Raw genomic sequence first — 19,672 nt, 5'->3', positions numbered from 1 at the left:
TGCTCGGAACAGTTCGCTTTCGTGACTGCCCCTGTTTTTGGTGTAGACCCGGAACAGTTCGCTTTCGTGACTGCCCCCGTTTTTGGTGTAGACCCAAAATTAAAATGTGTCCGATGGATGTGTCCGGTGTTTTTCGGAGCAGGAAAAAGAAAAAGGATCTTAACCTAAACGATTAAGATCCTTGTTCTTTAGTGGCGGAGCCGACGAGACTCGAACTCGCGGCCTCCGGCGTGACAGGCCGGCGTTCTAACCAAACTGAACTACGGCTCCGCGTATATTATGAAGGGGCGTTACCCCTGCATATCAAAGATGGTGGGCGGAACAGGGCTCGAACCTGTGACCCTCGGCTTGTAAGGCCGATGCTCTCCCAACTGAGCTACCCGCCCGTGGGAAGACCGGCTTTTAGCCGTCCCGTCTGCACTTGTCAAGCATTATTTTGCCTGACTCGTCACTGCCTTGGCAGCGTCTTTTCCCGTGCGGCGGAAGGAACGTATTTCACAGAGACCAGCAGTTTGTCAAACCCTTTTTGCAAAATTTTTATTATTTCTCATAACAAATTATAAAAATTCGATTTTTCATCGACTACAACTCGGTCCATAAAACCCGGCTCCCTTTGCGGGCGGCCCAGCCAAGACCAAGCCCATTGAGATACAGCGGCACCGGTCCCTTACCCCGGGAAACGGTCAGGCTTTGCCCGGACAGCAAGGCCAATATATCCGCGGGGTCTGAAACGTGCAAGCCGTCCGCCACCGATTCCGGCAACAGCAGCCGACAAAAAGGATCCGGTCGAAACACCTGCTTCTTCAACCGGCCTACTGTGGCTCCTTGCCAGCGCGTACCGGACCGGATGCGCTGTAAAGCCGGGTCGGGCAACAGCACCAACAGCCCGGCGTATTCCACCAATTCGCCGCAAGGAAGCTGTCCCCAGGCCACGGGCGCATCGCAGTGCAATCGTTCCACGCGCACACGGCGCGCCCCGTCCGGCAGGGCGGCCGGTTCGGTCCCGCAGTCCAGATCGTCGCTTCCAGGCCGCTCCAGAGCCGCCACAAAAAACCCTTCGCCTTCCGAATCCTCGGCCACTCGCAGCACACCTTGCGGGCAATCCAGACGCGGGGCGTCCAGCACAAACCCTGCGGGAGCTGCAAGCGGAGACACGCGCAACCCAAAATGCTCCAGCGCGAAGAGCACCTGGGCTTCGTTTTCGTCTTCATTGGTGGTGCAGGTGGAATAGACCAGCCGCCCTCCGGGACGCAGCAGCTGGGTGGCCCGTTCCAACAAGGCCCGTTGCAGACGGATCAACGGCTTGACTTTTTCTCCGCTCCACAACGCCCGGGCCTGTGGATTTTTATCCTCGGTTCCCCATCCGCTGCACGGCGGATCCAGCAGAATATGTGACATTCCCGGCCCGGCCAATGCCAGTTTCTCCGAGCTGATGTGCAAGGAGGCCGTGTTCACGGCACCGGCCCGACGCAAATTGGCGCGCAGGGAATTGATGCGCCCGCCCGAGGGTTCACAGGCTAAAACCGTGCCTTGCGAACCGACCATACGTGCCAGCAGGCCGGTTTTGCTGCCCGGCGCCGCGCACATGTCCAACACGCAGGCTCCGGGGGGTGGCTCCAGGGCCAAAGTGGGCAGCATAGAGGATCGATCCTGAATATAAATCAGCCCGAGCCGGGCCGCAGCACTGGTACCCAATGGTTTCGGCTCCTGCGTGAGCACACGCGCAAACCAGGCAAACGGTTCGGATTCAAACCGAAAACCTTCCGCCAGCAGCAATGCCTCCACGATCTGGACATGGTCCCGGGAAACCGTAATCCGAAAATTTCGACGAACCATCCCGCGCATACGCCCCTATTCTCTATACCATCCGGCAACACCCCCATGGTGCTCCGGTATCGTGCAATCCTGCCGGGAAACATTGCCCCGGCCGGCCTCCCCGCAGTACAGGGGAGCGACCTGTTCCTGCCGATAAAGGGTTTCGCCCCATTGATCAACCCAGCCTTTGGCCCGGGAGGGGCTGCCCGTTGCGACGAAACAACGCAACATGCACAAAAGCGCCAATAAATCAGAGATGCTGCAAGGAGGACGCATTGCGGAAAACAAGTGAAACTCCATGTTGAACCGCATTTTCCGCGCTCGCCAATATGCCCATTCCCCAACAACGACGCAGGCCGCCGCCTGGAACCAGGCTGAGAAGCTCTTTGCAACCCGCTCCGCATCCTGTTAATAGAGGCGCAGTCCTCCCCGACCCCACGCGGAGGCCGTACGTAACGAAACAGGACGTGACGAACGCGCGCACGGCGCGCCCCTACCGGAGGAAAAGAATGCGAGTCCGATATGTTTCCGCGCTCCAAGCCCTGACCGGGCTGCTCCTGGCCCTTGTACTGCTGCCCGCACCGGCCATGGCCCAGATGAAAACCTTTATGGTCTTCCCCTTCACCTACATGGGACCGCCCCAGTATCAGCACTATGGCAAGGGAGCCAGCTCCCGCTTTGAACGCAAGCTGACCCTGCCGGGAACCCTGGAACCGGCCTCGGATTCGGTCGCAGCCACCCTGGGGCAGACCGCACCGGCCACGGCATCCGACGCCCGCAGCCTGCTGGCCGGAACCAACACGGATTATCTGGTTTGGGGCAATGTTTCCGTGGGCGAGAGCGGCGTGGTGCTGGACGTGACGCTCCAAGGGCTGACCGCTGATCCCATTCATAAAAGTTCGGAAGTCCCCATGGACGAAGTGACCATGGAACTGGACCGCATGGCCGACGAAATGACGCAAACCCTGTTCAATGCCGGACAGGAAGACGTGGAAACGCCCGGCCAGAGCGCCGCAGCCGCCAACCCCGCCTTCCTGGACGCCCAGTCCACACAGCAGGGTTTCACGGCTGCATCCGTGAACCCGCAATTCCGCTACGAGGGTGGCACCCGCAACACAGGCCGCTGGCAGAGCCGGGGACTGCGCTTTGCCTCCCGCTCCATGGCCATTTGCGACGCCACAGGCGACGGCAAAAACGAAGTCTTTATTCTTGAAGAATATACCCTGCACGCCTATCGAATCGAAGACGGCAAGCTCAAGCACCTTGCGGAACAGAAATTCTCCCGCAAGGCCGAGATGATCGGCGTATGTGCCATCGACATGGACCGCGACGGCGCCAGCGAACTGGTGGTTTCCTCTTTCCGGGACGATCTGCCGCTCTCGCATATCTTCCGCTTTTCGCCCAACGGCTCCGGATTCAGCCCCGTGGTGGAGGACGTGCGCATGTTCCTGAACGTGGTCCGCATGCCTCCGAACTTCACGCCTGTGCTGCTTGGTCAGCGCAAAGGCCGCCATCGTCTGTTGCAGTCCGACGACGTGTACGAGGTGCTGGTCTCCGGCGGCGATGTGATCAAGAGCAAACGGGTTCCGCTGCCCGAATTCAGCAACGTCTACAACATCTCCTTCCTGCCCGAGGGCGGCAGCTACAAGATCGTCCGCTTGGACAAAACCGGGCATATCGGGGTGTTTTCCGCAGACCTCAAGCCCGAGTACGTTTCCCAGGAAACCTACAACAGCTCCGCCATTCCCCTGGAACTGCCCAACGAAGTGGTCCCGGGCATGGGAACGCACCGCGACGCCATGGAGCAGCAATACTATTACGTACCGTTGCGGACCGTGGTCACAAACATGATGACCGGCACGGACAAATATGAGCTGCTCATGAACAAGGATATCTCGGTTGCCGCTCAGATATTCAAACGCTTCCGCACCTTCACCCAGGGTGAAATCCACGGTCTGTTCTGGGACGGCACCGGTATGAACCTCTCCTGGAAGACCCGGCGCATCAAGGGTACGGTGGTGGATTACGACATCGCCGACTACGACAACAACGGTCAGGACGATCTGCTCGTGCTGGTAAACACCTACCCCGGCGCCGTGCAGCTCGAATACCGCAAGACCGTGCTCTTCGCCTACGATCTCAATCTGCAATAACCAACCGTAACCACAGGCCCGGCCTTTTGCCGGGCCTTTTTTTCCAGAGGGGGAACCATGAAACGCTTTTTGTGCCTCGCCGCCTTCCTGGCCTTGCTCGTGCTGGGAGGCTGCTCCGACGCCGACAATTCGTCCGCCGACTCCGACGCCGCCAACCAATCCGAACCCATCCGACTGACCTACGCCAATTTCCCGCCCGCCTTTACCGTCCCCTGCGTCCAGATGGAACGCTGGAAAACCGAAGTTGAAAAACGATCCAACGGTCAAGTCCTTGTGGAAACCTTTCCCGGGGGCACACTGCTCAAGGCCAAAAACATGCTTCGCGGCGTGGTGGAAGGCCAGGCCGACATTGGCTGTGTGGGCATGTCCTACCTGCCGGGCGTGTTCCCGGCCTGCTCCGCCGTGGAGCTTCCCCTTGGTTTCGAGTCCAGCCGGTCCTCCTCGCGCACGCTCTGGGCGCTATTCGACAAATACCGCCCCGAAGAGTTGCAGGATGTAAAGGTGCTGACCATGTTCGCCACCCCGCCCAGCAACATCATGTCCCGCGAGCCGATTCGCGGCCTTGCTGATCTGCAAGGCAAGGAAATGCGCGGCAGCGGCTCCTCCAGCCGGTTCCTGGACGCCATGGGTGCGGTCTCCGTGAGCATGCCCATGCCCGAAGTGCCGGACGCCCTGCAAAAAAACATGGTCCAGGGCATCTTCACCTCTTTGGAAGTGCTGCAGGACATGAAATTTGCGGAATTCTGCCCCAGTGCCACCATTGTGGACGGTCCTGTGTACCTTTTTGCTGTGGTTATGAACAAGGACCGCTGGGACGCGCTCCCGCCCGCCACACAGCAAATGCTGGATGAGCTGGCCCCGGATCAGGCCGACTGGACCGGACAATACTGGGACGCGCACACGGCCGAGGCCATGGAATGGGCCAGGGCCGAACACGGTCTCCAGGTCTTTGCCCTGTCCGAGGAAGACCGCGCCACAGCGTCCGCCCAGGCCGCCGACATGTTCACGGACTGGACGCAGGCCGCTTCCAAAGCCGGACTGCCCGCCGAGGACATTCTTCAGGACGTGCGCGCCTGGAAGCAGCAGTTCGAACAGTAGCGATAGACACGATTCCGACGCGGGCGGATCAAGGCCCGCATTCCTTCAAACCCAGTCCGCGTCCCTTTTGCATCGGGGGGCGCGGGCTGTGTCAGGACGCGCACCATGCCGACGACATTCTCAACCCGATTGGACGCCCTTGCCGAGACACTGGCCAAAGCATTGGCCATTCTCGCGGGCATTTTTCTTATTGCCACCATGCTCCTGGCCTGCGCCAACATGATCTTGCGTGCTGTTCATGAACCCCTGCCCGGCACTGTGGAACTGGTCGGCTTTTTCGGCGCCATGCTCACGGCCTTTTCCCTGGGTCTGGCCCAACGCCGCCGCAGCCATATCTTCGTTGGCCTGCTCACGCCCAAGCTGCCCCGCCCGATCCGCCGCGGCGCGGACGCACTGCAATTTCTGGTCTCCTGCGCGTTCTTCGCCCTGGCCGGAATCGAAACCGCCCGTTGGGGCATGGATCTGATCCGCTCGGGAGAACTTTCCTCCACACTCCGGCTGGCCTATCATCCGTTCGTGTTCGCCGCGTCCCTGGGCTGCATGGCCATGGCCTTTGTCCTGTTCGTGGATTTTCTCAACACCCTGCCGGGCCACGCCCGCACCGAGGAGCACTGAGCCATGGATCCCACCAGCATTGGTCTGGCAGGCGTTGGCCTGCTCCTTGCCGTCATCTTTTTATTCCGCATTCCCGTGGGGTTTGCCATGGGCATTCTCGGTCTGGGCGGCTATGCCCTGATCCTCAACACCAATGCGGCCCGGGCCATGCTCGGCACCGTGGTCTGGGACACGTTCTCCAGCTACGGACTGACCGTCATTCCCCTGTTCATCTTCATGGGGCAAATCTGCTTTTACTCCGGCGTGAACGAACGGCTCTACAAAACCGCCTATGTGTGGATGGGCCAGATCCGCGGCGGCATGGCCATGGCCACGGTCCTGGCCTGCGGCGGATTCGCGGCCATCTGCGGATCCAACACGGCCACGGCCGCCACCATGAGTTCCGTGGCCCTGCCGGAAATGAAAAAATACGGCTACAGTCCGGTGCTCTCCACCGGGGCGGTGGCCGCAGGCTCCACCCTGGGCGTGGTCATTCCGCCGTCCGTGGTGTTGATCATCTACGGGCTGCAGGTGGGCGAGAGCATCGGCAAACTTTTTTGGGGCGGCATGCTTCCGGGGCTGCTGCTGATCCTGCTCTTTCTCGGCACCGTGCGGATGCTCTGCCTGCGTCACGCGGACTGGGGTCCGGCCGGACCGCGCACCACCCTGGGCGAAAAAATCCGCTCCCTGCCCGGTTCCCTTGAAATGCTGCTGCTGTTCGGGCTGGTCATGGGCGGATTGTTCGCGGGCTTCTTCTCCCCCACTGAAGTGGGCGCGGCTGGTTCGGCCCTGGCTCTGCTACTGGCCACGGTCACGGGGAAAATGACCTGGAAAAAGCTGATCCTGGCCCTGTCCGACACCATCCGCATCTCCTGCATGATTCTGGTGATCATGATGGGCGCGGTGATTTTCGCCAAATTTCTGACCATTGCCCGACTGCCCTCGGAAATGGCGTCCATGGTCGCTTCCCTGGCCGTACCGTCCTGGACCGTGATCCTGCTCATCTGCCTGATCTACGCGGTGGGCGGCATGGTTATGGATGCCCTGGCCCTGCTGCTGGTGACGATTCCCATCTTCCAGCCCGTGGTCCAGGCCATGGGGTACGACATGATCTGGTTCGGCGTGCTCATCACCGTGGTCACCACCATGGGAGCCATCACCCCACCCGTGGGCGTGAACACCTTCATTGTCGCGTCCATGGCCGGAAATATCCCCATGCGCCACGTGTTTGCCGGTGTCAGCTACTTTCTGGCCTGCTATGCCCTGGTGGTGGCCCTGCTCATGGCCCTGCCGCAACTGGCGCTCTGGCTGCCGAGCATGATGTAACCTTCTTTTTTCACTGTTGTTTTATTCACGAACAAAAGGGCTTGCCACAACGGTCAAGCCTTGATAAACGCCCACTGTCCGGTTGGGGTGTCCCGCTCATCTGCGGGGCTGAGAGCAAACCCATCGAACCTGCTCCAGTTCACACTGGCGAAGGGAAATCGGATTCCTGAAGAAACCGCTTCGGGTTTCTTTTCATCCATTCTCTCCCCTGTGAACGCGTGAGGCCGCGAACGGTCGCGCCCCCGCGTCACCCACCGGCGTCTTGCCCCGTTTTTGCGGGGTTAACCTTACTATTGCTTAAGGAGGACGCACATCATGACCAACCAACCCCTGGACGAACGCATCATCACCGAGGCCATTGCCGACCGCTTTTTCGAAAAATTCAAATCCTGCCTGAACCTTGACGTGGCCATTGTGGGCGGCGGTCCCTCCGGACTCACCGCTGCCTGGAAGCTGGCTTCCGAAGGCTTCAACGTGGCCCTGTTCGAGCGCAAGCTCTCCCTGGGCGGCGGCATGTGGGGCGGCGGCATGACCTGGAACATGGCTGTGGTGCAGGAAGAAAGCCGCCACATCCTGGAAGAGGCGGGCATTGCTGTCAGCCACTACCGCGACGGATACTACACCGCCGATGCCGTGGCCTGCACCACCACCCTGGCCTCCCGCGCCTGCCTTGCCGGGACCAAGGTCTTCAACTGCACCAGCGTGGAAGACGTGTGCATCCGTGAGGAAGCGGACGGCAAACGCGTCACCGGCCTGGTCATCAACTCCTCGCCCGTGGAAATGGCGGGCCTGCACATCGACCCTGTGGTGCTCGGCACACGCTGCGTGATCGAGGCCACCGGCCACGATACCGAAGTGCTCAAGACCGTGGTCCGCAAAAACGACGTGCGCCTGAACACGCCCTCCGGCAAGATCGAGGGGGAACAATCCATGTGGGCGGAACGCGCCGAGTCCACCACTGTGGAGAACACCCGCGAAGTGTTCCCGGGCATGTGGGTCACGGGCATGGCCGCCAACGCCACCTTCGGCTCCTACCGCATGGGTCCGATCTTCGGCGGCATGCTGCTTTCCGGCCTGAGGGTGGCCGAGCTTATCGCCAAGGAGCTGCGCGGCGAATAGCAGCCGTCCGGCAAATCACGGATCGTACTCCGTCTTTGCCCCACTTCGAACAAGCGTCCTGTGGATTTTCGTCCGCGGGACGCTTTTTTTCATTCCGCGGCCACCGAAATCACGCGGCCTTGCCGGGAAATCCGGCTCTGCCTGCTGGTTCTGCCGACCCGGACACATCCCGCCCCTCTTGATTTGTGCGGCTCGTGCCTCTATGAAACGAAAGCACCTGCGCCTTTGAACCAAAATGAAAACGACGCAAGCGGAGTGAACCATGTGCGGAATCATCGGCTATTGCGGCCATCGTCCGGCGGTCCCCGTCCTCGTGGAGGGACTTCGTCGCCTTGAATATCGTGGATACGACTCCGCCGGGGTCGGCTTCCTGCACACGGACGGCCTGCGCGTGATCAAGGCCAAGGGCAAACTGTGCGAACTGGAAAAAACCCTGGCCCGGGAAAACGTGCTCAACGCCACCTCGGGCATCGGCCATACGCGCTGGGCCACCCATGGCGAACCCAACGAGGCCAACGCGCATCCGCATGTGGACCACACGGGCCGTCTGGCCATGATCCACAACGGCATCATTGAGAACTATCAGGAAATCAAGCAGGAGCTTCAGGCCAAAGGCGTGACCTTCCAGTCCGACACGGACACGGAAGTGCTCCTGAACCTGATTTCGCACTGCCTGGCCGAGGACGGCGACATGCTCCAGGCCATGTCCCGGGCCTTGGGCCGTGTGGAGGGCGCTTACGCCATTGCGGTCTTTGACGCGGAAAATCCCGGCGTGGTGCATGCCGCACGCGTGGCCAGCCCGTTGGTGCTGGGCGCGGGAACCGGCGAAAATTTCCTGGCTTCGGACATTCCCGCCTTCCTGCCCTACACCAGGGACGTGGTCTTTCTGGAAGACGGCGAGCTGGTCCGCATGGATGCCTCCTCCTGGGAGGTTTTCCGCGTGGAGGATCTCCGGCCCGTGGAAAAAATGGTGGACACCATCACCTGGGACGTGCAGGCCGCGCAAAAGGGCGGTCACAAGCATTTCATGATCAAGGAAATTTTTGAACAGCCCAAGGTCATTCAGGACTGCCTCTGCGGACGGCTGGGTACGGACCTGGACGAGGTGCGGCTGCCCGAGCTGGACGACCTGCCTGGAACGCCCAAACGCATCCACGTGGTGGCCTGCGGTACATCCTACCATGCGGGACTGTGGGGCATGTATCTCCTGGAACAGTGGGCGCGCATCCCGGTGCAGGTGGAAATCGCCTCGGAATTCCGCTACCGCAATCCCATCCTGGATCCGGACACCCTGGTCATCGCCATTTCCCAATCCGGTGAAACCGCGGACACCCTGGCAGGCATCAAACTGGCCCGCTCCCAGGGACTGAAGGTACTCGGCCTCTGCAACGTGGTCGGCTCGTCCGTGGCGCGGGAGTCCGACGCCGTGCTCTATACCCAGGCCGGCCCGGAAATCAGCGTGGCGTCCACCAAGGCCATGTGCTCACAGCTCACGGCCCTGCTGCTCCTGGCGCTCTACTGGGGCCACGGCAACGGCAACCTGGATGAAAAAATCCATCGGGACGTGGTCCATGGGCTACGCAATTTGCCGGACCTGCTGGAATCCACCCTGCCCGCCCTGCGGGACAAGGCCCACGAACTGGCGCGCACGTTCTCGGACGTGAACAGCTTTCTCTACCTGGGGCGTGGTCTGCACTACCCCCTGGCTCTGGAGGGCGCGCTCAAGCTCAAGGAAATTTCCTACATCCATGCGGAAGGATATGCCGCAGGCGAGATGAAACACGGTCCCATCGCGCTCATCGACCCCAAATTCCCCACCTTTGCCATTGCCCCGGACGACGAACTCTTTCCCAAGGTCAAATCCAACCTGGTCGAGGTCCAGGCCCGCAGCGGGCAAATCGTGGCCCTGACCAACGTGGGGCTTGACCTGGACGTGCCGCACCGCTGGGACGTGCCACGGGCCACGGGTCCGCTGTCCACCTTCCTGGCCTTGCCCGCCTTGCAGCTCTTTGCCTACGAGGTGGCCGACTACCTGGGCAAGGACGTGGACCAACCCCGCAACCTGGCCAAAAGCGTGACCGTGGAATAAACGGAGATTCCCATGACAAACCCGAATACAAGCGCGGCCGATCCGTTGAACCGCATCGGCTACATGCAGGGCCGCCTCTGCGATCTGGTGGACGGAAAAATCCAGGCATTCCCCTGGGATCACTGGCAGGATGAATTTCCCGTGGCCCAACGCCTGCACCTCGGGCTGATGGAATGGACCCTGGACCATGACCGCTTGACGGAAAATCCCTTCATGACCGCGCAGGGCCGCCGGGAAATACGCGGACTCTGCCGGGAGCACGGCCTGTCCATCCCCAGTCTCACGGGCGACCTGTTCATGCAGGCACCGTTTTACAAGGCGGGCGGCACACTCAAGGACCGGTTGGTGGAGGATTTTCATGCGGTGCTGGAGGCCTGCCGCGACCTCGGAGTCTCCATGGTGGTCATGCCCCTGGTGGACGGCGGCGCCCTGGAATCCCCCGCCCAGGAAGACGCTCTGGTGGACGTTCTGGAGCAAACCGCACCGCAACTCAAGCAACACGGATTGTGGGTGATTTTCGAATCCGATTTCCAGCCGCCGGAATACCGGCGCTTTCTGGACCGGCTGGACCGCGACTGCTTTGGCGTCAACCACGACACGGGCAACAGCGCGGCCCTGGGCTTCGACCATGCCCAAGAACTGGCCCTGTACGGCGACCGCATCCGCAACGTACACATCAAAGACCGCATCCGGGGCGGCACCACGGTTCCACTGGGAACCGGCGACGCGGATCTGGCCGGGACCGTGAACGCGCTGGAGGCCGCGGGCTACGACGGCGCGTACATCCTGCAGACGGCCCGCGCCCAGGACAACGACCACGCCGGAGTCCTGGCCCGCTACCGGGACATGACCCGGGATTGGATCAAAAACAGCACCCGCCGCTGAACCGGGATCGCAACACCACAGCAGACGCCGACCACAAACCGGCACTCAACACATTTCCACTCCGGAGACCATGATGATTCAGACCAGGACCGAACTCGCCCAACGCCTTCTCGCCTTTTTCAGCCAAGGCCGGTATCTGGAGATCGGCATTCGACGCGGCGACAACCTCAGCCGGGTGCATGCGCCCCGCAAGGTGGGAGTGGACCCTGTCCCCCGGACCGCGGAGCTGCACCGCCACCTCAAGCCGCATCTGCGGCATATGACCATCCACGCCCGCACCAGTGACGATTTTTTTGCTGCAAACCAGGAACAGTTCGATGTGATCTTCATTGACGGACTGCACCTCTACGAGCAGGTCATCAAAGACATTTCCAACGCATTCAACTGCCTGACCCCCAACGGGTTCATCATGATGCACGACTGCCTGCCCGAGACCCCGAAAAACGCCACCCGAGAGTATCACGAGGGTGCCTGGAATGGAGATGTCTGGAAGGCCATTCACCAGGTGCAGCGGGATTACCCTCAGATCGCCCATGCCGTGGTGGACTGCGATTGGGGACTCGGCCTGCTCTGGCGCAATGATCCCAACGCCTTTCCCGTGGACATTCCCCTGGACCAATCCATCATGGATATGGGCTTTGAAGACTATTCCGAGCACCGGGCCACAAGCTTCAACGTGATCCAGCCCGCCGACCTGGAAGAGTACCTCGCCCATTCCCCGGCCGCTCTCGCTGAACGCGAAGCCCAGGGCGAACCCGGCCCGGACGCCGAAGCAAACCCTCTGGTCTCCATCCTCATCCCCACCTACAACCAGGCCCGGTACATTGCACAGGCCGTGGACAGCGCCCTGGCCCAAACCTACGGCAATCTTGAGGTGGTGGTCTGCGACGACGCCTCCTCGGACGAGACCCCCGAGGTGCTCCGCCAATACGGGGACAACCCCAAGGTCCGGATATACCGCAACGATCACAACCTGGGCAGAGTGGGCAACTACCGCAAAGGGCTGTTTGACCGCGCCCGGGGCGAATGGGTGCTCAACCTCGACGGCGACGATTTCATTCATGATCCGACATGGATTGCCCGGGCCATGGAGCGCATTTGCTCCGACTCCGGCGTGGTCATGGCCTGCGCGAAAAAACGCACCCTCTACGCGGACGGCACAGCCAAAGTCGGCGACCAGAACGAAGGGTTTCCGGAAATCATGGAAGGAGCGGACGCCTTCTGGGCGCTGCACGACTGCTCCTTCAGCGCGCCCCACGTCACGGCCGTGTATCACCGCCGCACAGCCATGGAGCTGGGCTTTTATTCCTACGACATCGTGAACACGGACTTGGAATGCACCTACCGCATGCTCCTGGCCGGCCGCATCGCGGTCTTCCCGGACGTGGTGTCCACCTGGCGAATGCACGATGAAAACGCCTCCATCTACCAAAACGCCGAAGACCGCATAGCCAACCTGCTCTGCTACGTCAGCCCCTATGACGCGGCCCGCGGCCGGGGATTGCCGCGCGACAAGGCCAAGGCCTGGCTGGGCGCGCATCTCGATATTTCCTGCATCGACGCCTACGCCCTGCTCAAGTACGACGGGGACGCCCAGGGCTACCGTCGCCACCTCCAGGCCGTGAAGCAAATCTCATCCAATGCCTTCTACCGCAACGCCCTCAAACCGAAATTCCTCTTCAAGTATGCGGCCGTGAGCCTTGGGCTGGCCACGAAGAAAACCCCGCATTGGATGAAAGAACACTCTCGGTAATCCACGGCCCGGCATTCGCAAAAACGACGCGATCCGGGCCTTTTATTTTGGAGCAGGCAACTGCGCGGCCATATTGACACCGCTTACCGGCGCGGGATAGCACTCAAGTCGAACCTCAATAACGCTGGAACCGTCATGAGCACCGTATTGGAACGATTCGCATTGGACAACAAAGTAGTCATCATCACGGGTGGATGCGGTCTTCTGGGACGCAAACACGCCGAAGCCGTCATGGAATCCGGGGGCACGGCCGTCCTCTGGGACATCGTGCCGGACGCGGACCGACGCGCCCGGGATGCGGGCGCCGCCTTTCCAGACCGCTGCGCCGGAATGCAGGTGGACATCACGAATCCCGAATCCATCGCCACGGCCTTGGCCAAGGTGCTGAACCGCTTCGGACGGGTGGACGCGCTCATCAACAACGCGGCCAACGACCCCAAGGTGTCCAAAGAACAAGGATTCAGCTGGAGCCGCTTTGAAAATTTCGACCGCACCATGTGGGATAACGACATTGCCGTGGGACTCACCGGCGCGTTTCTCTGCTCCCAGGCCGTGGGAGCGCACATGGCCGCCCACGGCGGAGGGGTGATCCTGAACATCGCCTCGGACCTGGGCGTCATCGCCCCGGACCAACGCATCTACCGCCAGGACGGGCTTGCGGATGCCGAACAACCCGTCAAACCCGTGACCTACTCCGTGGTCAAACACGGGCTTGTGGGACTGACCAAGTACATGGCCACCTACTGGGCGGACCAGGGCGTGCGGGTCAACGCGCTCTCCCCGGGCGGCGTACGCACCAATCAGCCCGACGACTTTGTGGAGCGCCTCACCAATCTGATCCCCATGGGCCGCATGGCCGGAGTGGACGAATACAAAGGCGCGGTGCTTTTCCTGATCTCCGAGGCCTCTTCCTACATGACCGGAGCCAATCTGTCCGTGGACGGCGGACGCACCACCTGGTGAGCCTATGCTGCAACGTCTGCGAGAATGCGCCCTCGGCCTCTGGAAACTCCCGGCCCTTGCCGGTCGGCTGCCCCGCTGGAAACCCCGTTTGATCATCTACGATTTTGACGGCGTCATGACGGACAACCGGGTCATGGTCCGGCAGGACGGCATGGAATCGGTGTCCTGCAACCGGGGCGACGGCATGGGCATCAACATGATCCGCAAGTTGGACATCCAGCAGATCATCCTCAGCACGGAAACCAATCCCGTGGTCCTGGCCAGGGCCGAAAAAATCGGCATCCCCGCCATCGGCGGCTCCAGCGACAAACTCGCGGCCCTGGGCGAATACCTTCATGAACAAGGCATTCCGGCTCGGTTTACCTATTTCGTGGGCAACGACCTCAACGATGCCGAGGCCATGCACGCCTCGGGATTTGGTGTGGCCCCCCGGGACGCGCATCCCCGCGTCAAACTCCTGGCCGGTCTGGTCACCCATGCCCGGGGCGGCGCCGGCGTGGTGCGCGAACTCGCGGACCTGCTCACGGACCGCTTTGCCGATTCCTAGCAACGCTTTCCCTTTCACCCCAGCAGATCAAGGAACACGCCATGTCCAGCAAACTCGACGCCCTCATCGGCACCCGCATCCGCGAAAGCATCGAGGTCAAGCAGCAGCTCCTGCAAAGCCCGCACATTGAGACCCTTCGGGACATCAGCCTGGCCGTGGCCCAGAGCCTGGAAAACGGCGGCAAGGTGCTCTTTGCCGGCAACGGCGGCAGTTTTGCCGACGCCTTCCATCTGGCCGGGGAGTTTGTGTCCCGCTTTACCATGGAACGCGAACCCCTTTCCTCCGTGGCCCTGGGCGGCAACAATTCCATCCTCACCGCCATCGGCAACGACTATGGATACGAGGATGTGTTCCTCCGTGAAATCAAAGCGCTGGGCCGCCCCGGCGACGTGTTCATCGGCATTTCCACCAGCGGCAACTCCCCCAACATCGTGGCCTGCATCGAAGCGGCGCGGGATCTGGACATCACCTGCTTCGGCATGACCGGCTCCAAGCCCTGCCGCATGCACGAGCTGTGCGACTGCCTGAAGGTACCTTCCCCCTGCACGCCGCGCATTCAGGAATCCCACATCCTGGCCGGACACATTCTCTGCGAGATCGTGGAGCATCTGCGCTGCGATCCGGAGTTCGAAATATGAGCGAACTGGGCCGCCCGGATCAGCCCCATTTCCTTTTTCTCGCCCGACATTTCAACGACATCGACCATATTGTGCCGGTGATCTGGGGGCTGTTGCGACGCGGTACAGCGCCCGAACGAATCCGCTACATGGTGCTCTACCCGGACCCGTCCATTGAGCCGGGCATTGATCCGCGCCTGGACTTCCTGGCCCGACAGGGGGTCCGGCTGGAAACGCCGCATCTGCGCGGAGCGTTGCGTCAAGCCGTGTTCACGCTCTCCACCAAAGCCCCCTCCCGTCTGGTGCGGCGCAAGGCCCGCAAGCTCCTCCATCGCAAGCTCGTACGATCCGGCAACAACATGGACTACGTGCTGGAGGCGGTACGCAGCGCCCCACACGGCTCCCTGCTGGTGAGCGACCATTGCAACAGCCCGGAAATCCGCACACTGCGAAAAGCCATCCACGAACGCGGCGGCTCCAACGTGGCCCTGCCCCACGGCTTTCAACTGCACACCGGGTTCACAGACCCGGAATTCGACGCTCTCACCAGCGGCAATTCAGATCCGGTCCCGGAACCGACCTTTGATCATATTCTGGTCTGCACCCCACAGCAGTGCGACAGCCAACGCCTGCGCCACCCCGAGGCCACGGTCCGGGCAATGGGGTCGGCTCGCTTTGATCCGCTCTGGCTGAAGCAGCTCTCAAGCCTGTATCCCGCCGCACAACAGAAGGACTCCCAAAAACTGCATGTGCTCATGATCCTGGAAAAGGGCGGCATCGACATGGCCGGGCGGCACTGGGAATTTTTGGACATTGACGAACAATTCCGGGCCTTACGCCATCTGGCGGAGCATCCCGGAATCATCCTGCGCATCAAGGGCAACGCCCGGGGACTTTCCCACCGGCAGGGCAAACTCCTGCGGCCCTACCGGAGCCGGACCGTGGAAGACTCCATCCACACCCACGCCCTGATCTCCGGGGCCGATCTGGTGGTGGGCTGCTGCTCCAGCGTACTGATGGATGCGTATGCGCGCTCCAAGCCCGTGTTGCTTCTGGAATACGCCACACGGCTGAAAATGGTTTTCAAACCGTTCGGATTTCACGATAATCCCCACTCGTTTCAAGAGTTCACGGCCCGGCTGGATACGGCTGTTGAACACGGGAATGAAACACTGTATGACGGGGGACGTCTGCAAACACTGATTGATTACTACGTATATGCGAACGAACCGCCGCACGATGTGGTGGATTCCTACGCGCGATACCTTCAGGAACTGACCGAAACATCATAAACCTTGCATCCGGGGAGCAGTCATGAGCATCTTCATAATCGGCGAGATCGGCATCAACCACAACGGGGATCTGGACATTACGAAAAAACTCATCGACGGTGCGGCGGAAGCGGGTGCCGATGCGGTGAAATTCCAGAAACGCACCATTGACAACGTCTACACGAAAGAATTTCTTGACTCCCCAAGGGAAAGCCCCTGGGGAACCACCCAGCGCGAACAAAAGGAAGGCCTGGAGTTCGGTCTTGAGGAGTATCGGCAGATCGACGCCTATTGCCGCGAAAAAGGCATTGAATGGTTTGCCTCGGCCTGGGATCTCGATGCCCAGGATTTTTTGCACGGCTTTGATCTCAAGCACGACAAAGTGGCCTCTGCCATGCTCACCAATACCCCGCTGCTGGAAAAAATCGCGGCCAAAGGGCGGCACACCTTCATTTCCACGGGCATGCACACCATGGACGAAATCGCCAAGGCCGTGGAAATCTTCCGCAAGGCGGACTGCCCCTTTGAGCTGATGCACTGCGTTTCCACCTACCCCATGGCCGATGAGGACGCCAACCTGCGCGTCATGGAAACCCTGCGCGAACGTTTCGGCTGCAACGTGGGCTACTCCGGCCACGAAGTGGGACTCACCGTGAGCGTGGCCGCTGCAGCCCTCGGTGCCAGCTCCATCGAACGCCACATCACCCTGGACCGCGCCATGTACGGTTCCGACCAGGCTGCCTCCGTGGAGATGGGCGGATTCAACCGCCTCTGCCGCATGATCCGCACCGTGGAGAAGGCACTGGGCAGCCCGGAAAAACAGATCGGGGAAAAAGAACAGGCCATCCGCAAAAAGCTGGCACCGGTCAACGGCTGAGTTCGCCCCATGGACACTCCCCTGGAGGCATGTTCGGAACGGTTGACCCTCAGGTCGTTCGACTACGCGCTGGTGAATGAACAATACCTGTCGTGGCTGCATGACGAAAGGGTCAACCGGTACCTGCTCAAGCCCAACAAGGACACGACCCTGGATGACGTGCTTGCCTATGTGCGCGGCCTTGTGGAAAGCCCGGACAACGTGTTTCTGGCCATCCTGGACCGCGCAACGGACGAGCACATCGGTAACGTGCGCCTCGGACCCATGGACCATGAATCCCGCGTGTGCCAATATTCCATGATGATCGGCAACGCGGACTACCACGGCCGGGGCGTGGGAACCGAAACCGTGGCTCTGGCCGCGGACATCTGTTTTCGTACTCTCGGATTCCGCAAGCTCTTTCTGGACGTGGTCGAAGAAAATAAAGCCGCCGTGCGCATCTACGAAAAAAACGGCTTTCAGACCGAAGGCGTTCTGCGCGCCCACAAACTGCTGAACGGCCGCCTGCATGACCTGCGCATCATGAGCCTGTTCAACCCGGCAGAGAGGTAAGCATGCCGCGTCACATCGCCGTGATCCCGGCCCGTATGGGCAGCAAGGGATTTAAATTCAAAAACCGCAAGTTCTTCTGCTTCACCGCGGATTTCCTCGACACCGTGGAATGGTTCGACCGCGTCATCGTGTCCACGGACGACCCCGTGGTGGAGGAATACGCCAGGGAACGCGGCCACGAGGTGCACCAGCGGCCCCAGGCTTTGGCCGGATCCGCCGTACCCATCCACGCCGTGTTCGAAAGCGTGATCGCGGGCATGGACATTCACCCGGACGACTACCTTTGGCTGTTCTACCTGCCCGTGCTGTACAAAAGCCGGCGCCACTTCGAGCATGCCCGGGGCATTGTGGAAAGCGGTCGGTGCGACAGCCTCTGCACCTTTGTCCCGGCCCGAAGCCATCCCTACAACTGCTGGCGCCGGGATCCCGACTCCGGCAAAATGGTACAATACATCGAAAACGACTGCTTTCGTCGGCAAGACCTTCCCGACGCCTGGGTACACTATCATTACGTGTACAGCTTCCGGGCGGGCGCACTGCCCACGCTCAACAGCGAGATGATCAACGCCGACACCCATCCATACTTTCTTGACGAAACCACCCGCGACCGACTCATAGAGATCGACGAACCCGAAGATTACGAGCGTTGGAAGGCCGCCGGATACCCTACGGGAGATCATGATGACTAAACCGAACATTCAACGATCCAATGAAATCTACGCCCGCGCCAAGGACATCATTCCAGCGGGAAGCCAGACCTTTTCCAAAGGCGTGACCCAGTTTGTGGAAGGCTTTGCCCCCAAATATCTGCACCGAGGCAAAGGAGCCTACGTCTGGGACGTGGACGAGAACAAATACCTCGACTACATCATGGGCTGCCATCCCATCGTGCTGGGCTATTGTGATGAGGACGTGAACAACGCCATCATTGATCAGCTCGGACGAGGCACCACCTTCAGCCTCATGAACGAGCTGGAAGTGGACGTGACCGAAAAGATCATCGACACCGTGCCTTGCGCCGAGGCCGCCCGCTTCGGCAAAAACGGCGCGGACGCCACCAGCGTGGGCGTGCGCATTGCCCGGGCCGTCACGGGCCGCGACCACATCGCCTATTGCGGCTACCACGGCTGGCACGACTGGTACATCGCCAACACGGACCTGAACAGCGGCATTCCGGAATTCAACAAGCAGCTCGCCCACTCCTTCAACTACAACGACCTGGACAGCCTGGAACAAATTTTCAAGGCGCACCCGGACGAAGTGGCCATCGTGATCATGGAGGCGCTGACCATCCTTGAACCCAAGGACAATTTCCTCCATGAAGTGAAAAAAATGGCGCACCACTACGGCGCGCTGCTCATGTTCGACGAAATCATCACAGGCTACCGTTTTGCCGTGGGCGGCGCCCAGGAACTGACCGGCGTGACCCCGGACCTGACCTCCCTGGCCAAGGCCATTTCCAACGCCGTGCCGCTTTCCGCCATCTGCGGAAAAAAAGAATATCTCTTTGCCCTGGAAAAAACGTTCTTCTCCTTTACCTACGGCGGAGACTGCATTGGCTTGGCCGCGGCAAGCGCCGCCATCCCCAAGATCAAGGAAAACAACGTCCCCGCCCACCTCTGGCGCGTGGGCGAGGTGCTGCAAACAGGCTTCAACACCCTGGTAAAGGATCTGGGCCTGGACGATTTCTTCCAGTGCCTGGGCTATCCCTGCCGGACCATCATCAGCTTCAACGGGCAAGGCCGGTACGACGATCTGGAGATGAAATCCTTCCTCCAGCAGGAGTTGCTGCGCGAGGGCGTTCTCTGGGCAGCGTACCACGCCATTTCCTGGTCGCACGGGGACAAGGACATCGCCTTTACCCTCAATGCCTATGAAACCGCCCTGAAAAAATTCAAGGATGTGGTGGACAAAGGGCTGGATCTGCGCTCGCAGATCGACGGCATCCCGGTCCGGCCCGTATTCCGCAAGGTAGCGGACTTCAACTCCTACACCCGGGAAAAGAAATAGCCC

The 19,672-nt window shown here is 60.8% G+C and carries 17 protein-coding genes, 2 tRNA genes and 1 riboswitch; of the genes, 16 read left to right on the top strand and 3 right to left on the bottom strand.

The window, feature by feature from the left end; all coding sequences use genetic code 11:
* Positions 1 to 192: 192 nt before the first annotated feature.
* The 3 genes from B5D49_RS08635 to B5D49_RS08625 form a co-directional block, all read right to left on the bottom strand.
* Positions 193 to 270 (bottom strand) — tRNA-Asp (locus B5D49_RS08635).
* Positions 271 to 310: 40 nt separating this feature from the next.
* Positions 311 to 386, bottom strand: a tRNA-Val gene (locus B5D49_RS08630).
* Between the two features lie 196 nt (positions 387 to 582).
* On the bottom strand, positions 583 to 1,836 hold the full coding sequence (locus B5D49_RS08625) for an RsmB/NOP family class I SAM-dependent RNA methyltransferase (RefSeq protein ID WP_078717295.1): 1,254 nt from the start codon (positions 1,834 to 1,836) through the stop codon (positions 583 to 585).
* 488 nt (positions 1,837 to 2,324) lie between these two features.
* Between B5D49_RS08625 and B5D49_RS08615 the strand changes: the two genes are divergently transcribed.
* The 16 genes from B5D49_RS08615 (at position 2,325) to B5D49_RS08540 (ending at position 19,669) form a co-directional block, all read left to right on the top strand.
* Complete coding sequence (locus tag B5D49_RS08615) at positions 2,325 to 3,968, top strand: FG-GAP repeat domain-containing protein (protein ID WP_078717280.1); 1,644 nt, start codon at positions 2,325 to 2,327, stop codon at positions 3,966 to 3,968.
* A 57-nt stretch (positions 3,969 to 4,025) separates the two neighbouring features.
* A complete protein-coding gene (locus tag B5D49_RS08610; RefSeq protein WP_078717279.1) occupies positions 4,026 to 5,066 on the top strand; it encodes a TRAP transporter substrate-binding protein in 1,041 nt (346 codons plus the stop codon).
* A gap of 105 nt (positions 5,067 to 5,171) precedes the next feature.
* Positions 5,172 to 5,681, top strand: coding sequence for a TRAP transporter small permease (locus tag B5D49_RS08605; RefSeq protein ID WP_078717278.1), 510 nt, complete (start codon positions 5,172 to 5,174; stop codon positions 5,679 to 5,681).
* Positions 5,682 to 5,684: 3 nt separating this feature from the next.
* Positions 5,685 to 6,986 carry a TRAP transporter large permease gene (locus tag B5D49_RS08600; protein WP_078717277.1) on the top strand — a complete coding sequence of 434 codons (1,302 nt, stop codon included), beginning with the start codon at positions 5,685 to 5,687 and terminating at the stop codon, positions 6,984 to 6,986.
* A 73-nt stretch (positions 6,987 to 7,059) separates the two neighbouring features.
* A riboswitch (TPP riboswitch) is annotated at positions 7,060 to 7,160 on the top strand.
* Between the two features lie 141 nt (positions 7,161 to 7,301).
* Positions 7,302 to 8,105 carry a sulfide-dependent adenosine diphosphate thiazole synthase gene (locus B5D49_RS08595; RefSeq protein WP_078717276.1) on the top strand — a complete coding sequence of 268 codons (804 nt, stop codon included), beginning with the start codon at positions 7,302 to 7,304 and terminating at the stop codon, positions 8,103 to 8,105.
* 262 nt (positions 8,106 to 8,367) lie between these two features.
* The gene (gene glmS / locus B5D49_RS08590) at positions 8,368 to 10,194 is read left to right on the top strand and encodes a glutamine--fructose-6-phosphate transaminase (isomerizing) (RefSeq protein ID WP_078717275.1); all 1,827 of its coding nucleotides are present in this window, start codon (positions 8,368 to 8,370) and stop codon (positions 10,192 to 10,194) included.
* 12 nt (positions 10,195 to 10,206) lie between these two features.
* A complete protein-coding gene (locus B5D49_RS08585; protein ID WP_200806781.1) occupies positions 10,207 to 11,079 on the top strand; it encodes a sugar phosphate isomerase/epimerase family protein in 873 nt (290 codons plus the stop codon).
* A gap of 73 nt (positions 11,080 to 11,152) precedes the next feature.
* Complete coding sequence (locus B5D49_RS08580) at positions 11,153 to 12,832, top strand: glycosyltransferase (RefSeq protein ID WP_159447182.1); 1,680 nt, start codon at positions 11,153 to 11,155, stop codon at positions 12,830 to 12,832.
* A gap of 135 nt (positions 12,833 to 12,967) precedes the next feature.
* Positions 12,968 to 13,795, top strand: a complete 828-nt coding sequence (locus B5D49_RS08575) for an SDR family oxidoreductase (RefSeq protein ID WP_078717273.1) — start codon at positions 12,968 to 12,970, stop codon at positions 13,793 to 13,795.
* Between the two features lie 4 nt (positions 13,796 to 13,799).
* The gene (locus B5D49_RS08570; protein WP_078717272.1) at positions 13,800 to 14,342 is read left to right on the top strand and encodes a KdsC family phosphatase; all 543 of its coding nucleotides are present in this window, start codon (positions 13,800 to 13,802) and stop codon (positions 14,340 to 14,342) included.
* Between the two features lie 41 nt (positions 14,343 to 14,383).
* Positions 14,384 to 14,980, top strand: a complete 597-nt coding sequence (locus B5D49_RS08565; protein ID WP_078717271.1) for a D-sedoheptulose-7-phosphate isomerase — start codon at positions 14,384 to 14,386, stop codon at positions 14,978 to 14,980.
* Positions 14,977 to 16,251: a hypothetical protein gene (locus B5D49_RS08560; protein ID WP_078717270.1), complete on the top strand. Its 1,275-nt coding sequence runs from the start codon at positions 14,977 to 14,979 to the stop codon at positions 16,249 to 16,251. The genes B5D49_RS08565 and B5D49_RS08560 overlap by 4 nt, the downstream gene beginning before the upstream one ends.
* Positions 16,252 to 16,273: 22 nt before the next feature.
* Positions 16,274 to 17,107: an N-acetylneuraminate synthase family protein gene (locus B5D49_RS08555; protein WP_078717269.1), complete on the top strand. Its 834-nt coding sequence runs from the start codon at positions 16,274 to 16,276 to the stop codon at positions 17,105 to 17,107.
* A 9-nt stretch (positions 17,108 to 17,116) separates the two neighbouring features.
* The gene (locus B5D49_RS08550; protein ID WP_078717268.1) at positions 17,117 to 17,659 is read left to right on the top strand and encodes a GNAT family N-acetyltransferase; all 543 of its coding nucleotides are present in this window, start codon (positions 17,117 to 17,119) and stop codon (positions 17,657 to 17,659) included.
* Positions 17,660 to 17,661: 2 nt separating this feature from the next.
* Positions 17,662 to 18,348, top strand: a complete 687-nt coding sequence (locus B5D49_RS08545; RefSeq protein ID WP_078717267.1) for an acylneuraminate cytidylyltransferase family protein — start codon at positions 17,662 to 17,664, stop codon at positions 18,346 to 18,348.
* Positions 18,341 to 19,669 carry an aminotransferase class III-fold pyridoxal phosphate-dependent enzyme gene (locus B5D49_RS08540; RefSeq protein ID WP_159447181.1) on the top strand — a complete coding sequence of 443 codons (1,329 nt, stop codon included), beginning with the start codon at positions 18,341 to 18,343 and terminating at the stop codon, positions 19,667 to 19,669. The genes B5D49_RS08545 and B5D49_RS08540 overlap by 8 nt, the downstream gene beginning before the upstream one ends.
* The last annotated feature ends 3 nt before the right edge of the window (positions 19,670 to 19,672 follow it).

The organism is Paucidesulfovibrio gracilis DSM 16080 (assembly GCF_900167125.1).
In the GTDB taxonomy this organism is placed as follows: domain Bacteria; phylum Desulfobacterota; class Desulfovibrionia; order Desulfovibrionales; family Desulfovibrionaceae; genus Paucidesulfovibrio; species Paucidesulfovibrio gracilis.
The sequence above is the reverse complement of the archived record's forward strand: the minus strand, read 5'-3'. Positions and strand labels throughout refer to the sequence as shown.

Excerpts from the sequence above, each read along its gene's own strand:
- B5D49_RS08625 (WP_078717295.1), bottom strand. The coding sequence starts at position 1,836 with ATGGTTCGTCGAAATTTTCGGATTACGGTTTCCCGGGACCATGTCCAG.
- B5D49_RS08615 (WP_078717280.1), top strand. The coding sequence starts at position 2,325 with ATGCGAGTCCGATATGTTTCCGCGCTCCAAGCCCTGACCGGGCTGCTC.
- B5D49_RS08610 (WP_078717279.1), top strand. The coding sequence starts at position 4,026 with ATGAAACGCTTTTTGTGCCTCGCCGCCTTCCTGGCCTTGCTCGTGCTG.
- B5D49_RS08605 (WP_078717278.1), top strand. The coding sequence starts at position 5,172 with ATGCCGACGACATTCTCAACCCGATTGGACGCCCTTGCCGAGACACTG.
- B5D49_RS08600 (WP_078717277.1), top strand. The coding sequence starts at position 5,685 with ATGGATCCCACCAGCATTGGTCTGGCAGGCGTTGGCCTGCTCCTTGCC.
- B5D49_RS08595 (WP_078717276.1), top strand. The coding sequence starts at position 7,302 with ATGACCAACCAACCCCTGGACGAACGCATCATCACCGAGGCCATTGCC.
- glmS (WP_078717275.1), top strand. The coding sequence starts at position 8,368 with ATGTGCGGAATCATCGGCTATTGCGGCCATCGTCCGGCGGTCCCCGTC.
- B5D49_RS08585 (WP_200806781.1), top strand. The coding sequence starts at position 10,207 with ATGACAAACCCGAATACAAGCGCGGCCGATCCGTTGAACCGCATCGGC.
- B5D49_RS08580 (WP_159447182.1), top strand. The coding sequence starts at position 11,153 with ATGATTCAGACCAGGACCGAACTCGCCCAACGCCTTCTCGCCTTTTTC.
- B5D49_RS08575 (WP_078717273.1), top strand. The coding sequence starts at position 12,968 with ATGAGCACCGTATTGGAACGATTCGCATTGGACAACAAAGTAGTCATC.
- B5D49_RS08570 (WP_078717272.1), top strand. The coding sequence starts at position 13,800 with ATGCTGCAACGTCTGCGAGAATGCGCCCTCGGCCTCTGGAAACTCCCG.
- B5D49_RS08565 (WP_078717271.1), top strand. The coding sequence starts at position 14,384 with ATGTCCAGCAAACTCGACGCCCTCATCGGCACCCGCATCCGCGAAAGC.
- B5D49_RS08560 (WP_078717270.1), top strand. The coding sequence starts at position 14,977 with ATGAGCGAACTGGGCCGCCCGGATCAGCCCCATTTCCTTTTTCTCGCC.
- B5D49_RS08555 (WP_078717269.1), top strand. The coding sequence starts at position 16,274 with ATGAGCATCTTCATAATCGGCGAGATCGGCATCAACCACAACGGGGAT.
- B5D49_RS08550 (WP_078717268.1), top strand. The coding sequence starts at position 17,117 with ATGGACACTCCCCTGGAGGCATGTTCGGAACGGTTGACCCTCAGGTCG.
- B5D49_RS08545 (WP_078717267.1), top strand. The coding sequence starts at position 17,662 with ATGCCGCGTCACATCGCCGTGATCCCGGCCCGTATGGGCAGCAAGGGA.
- B5D49_RS08540 (WP_159447181.1), top strand. The coding sequence starts at position 18,341 with ATGACTAAACCGAACATTCAACGATCCAATGAAATCTACGCCCGCGCC.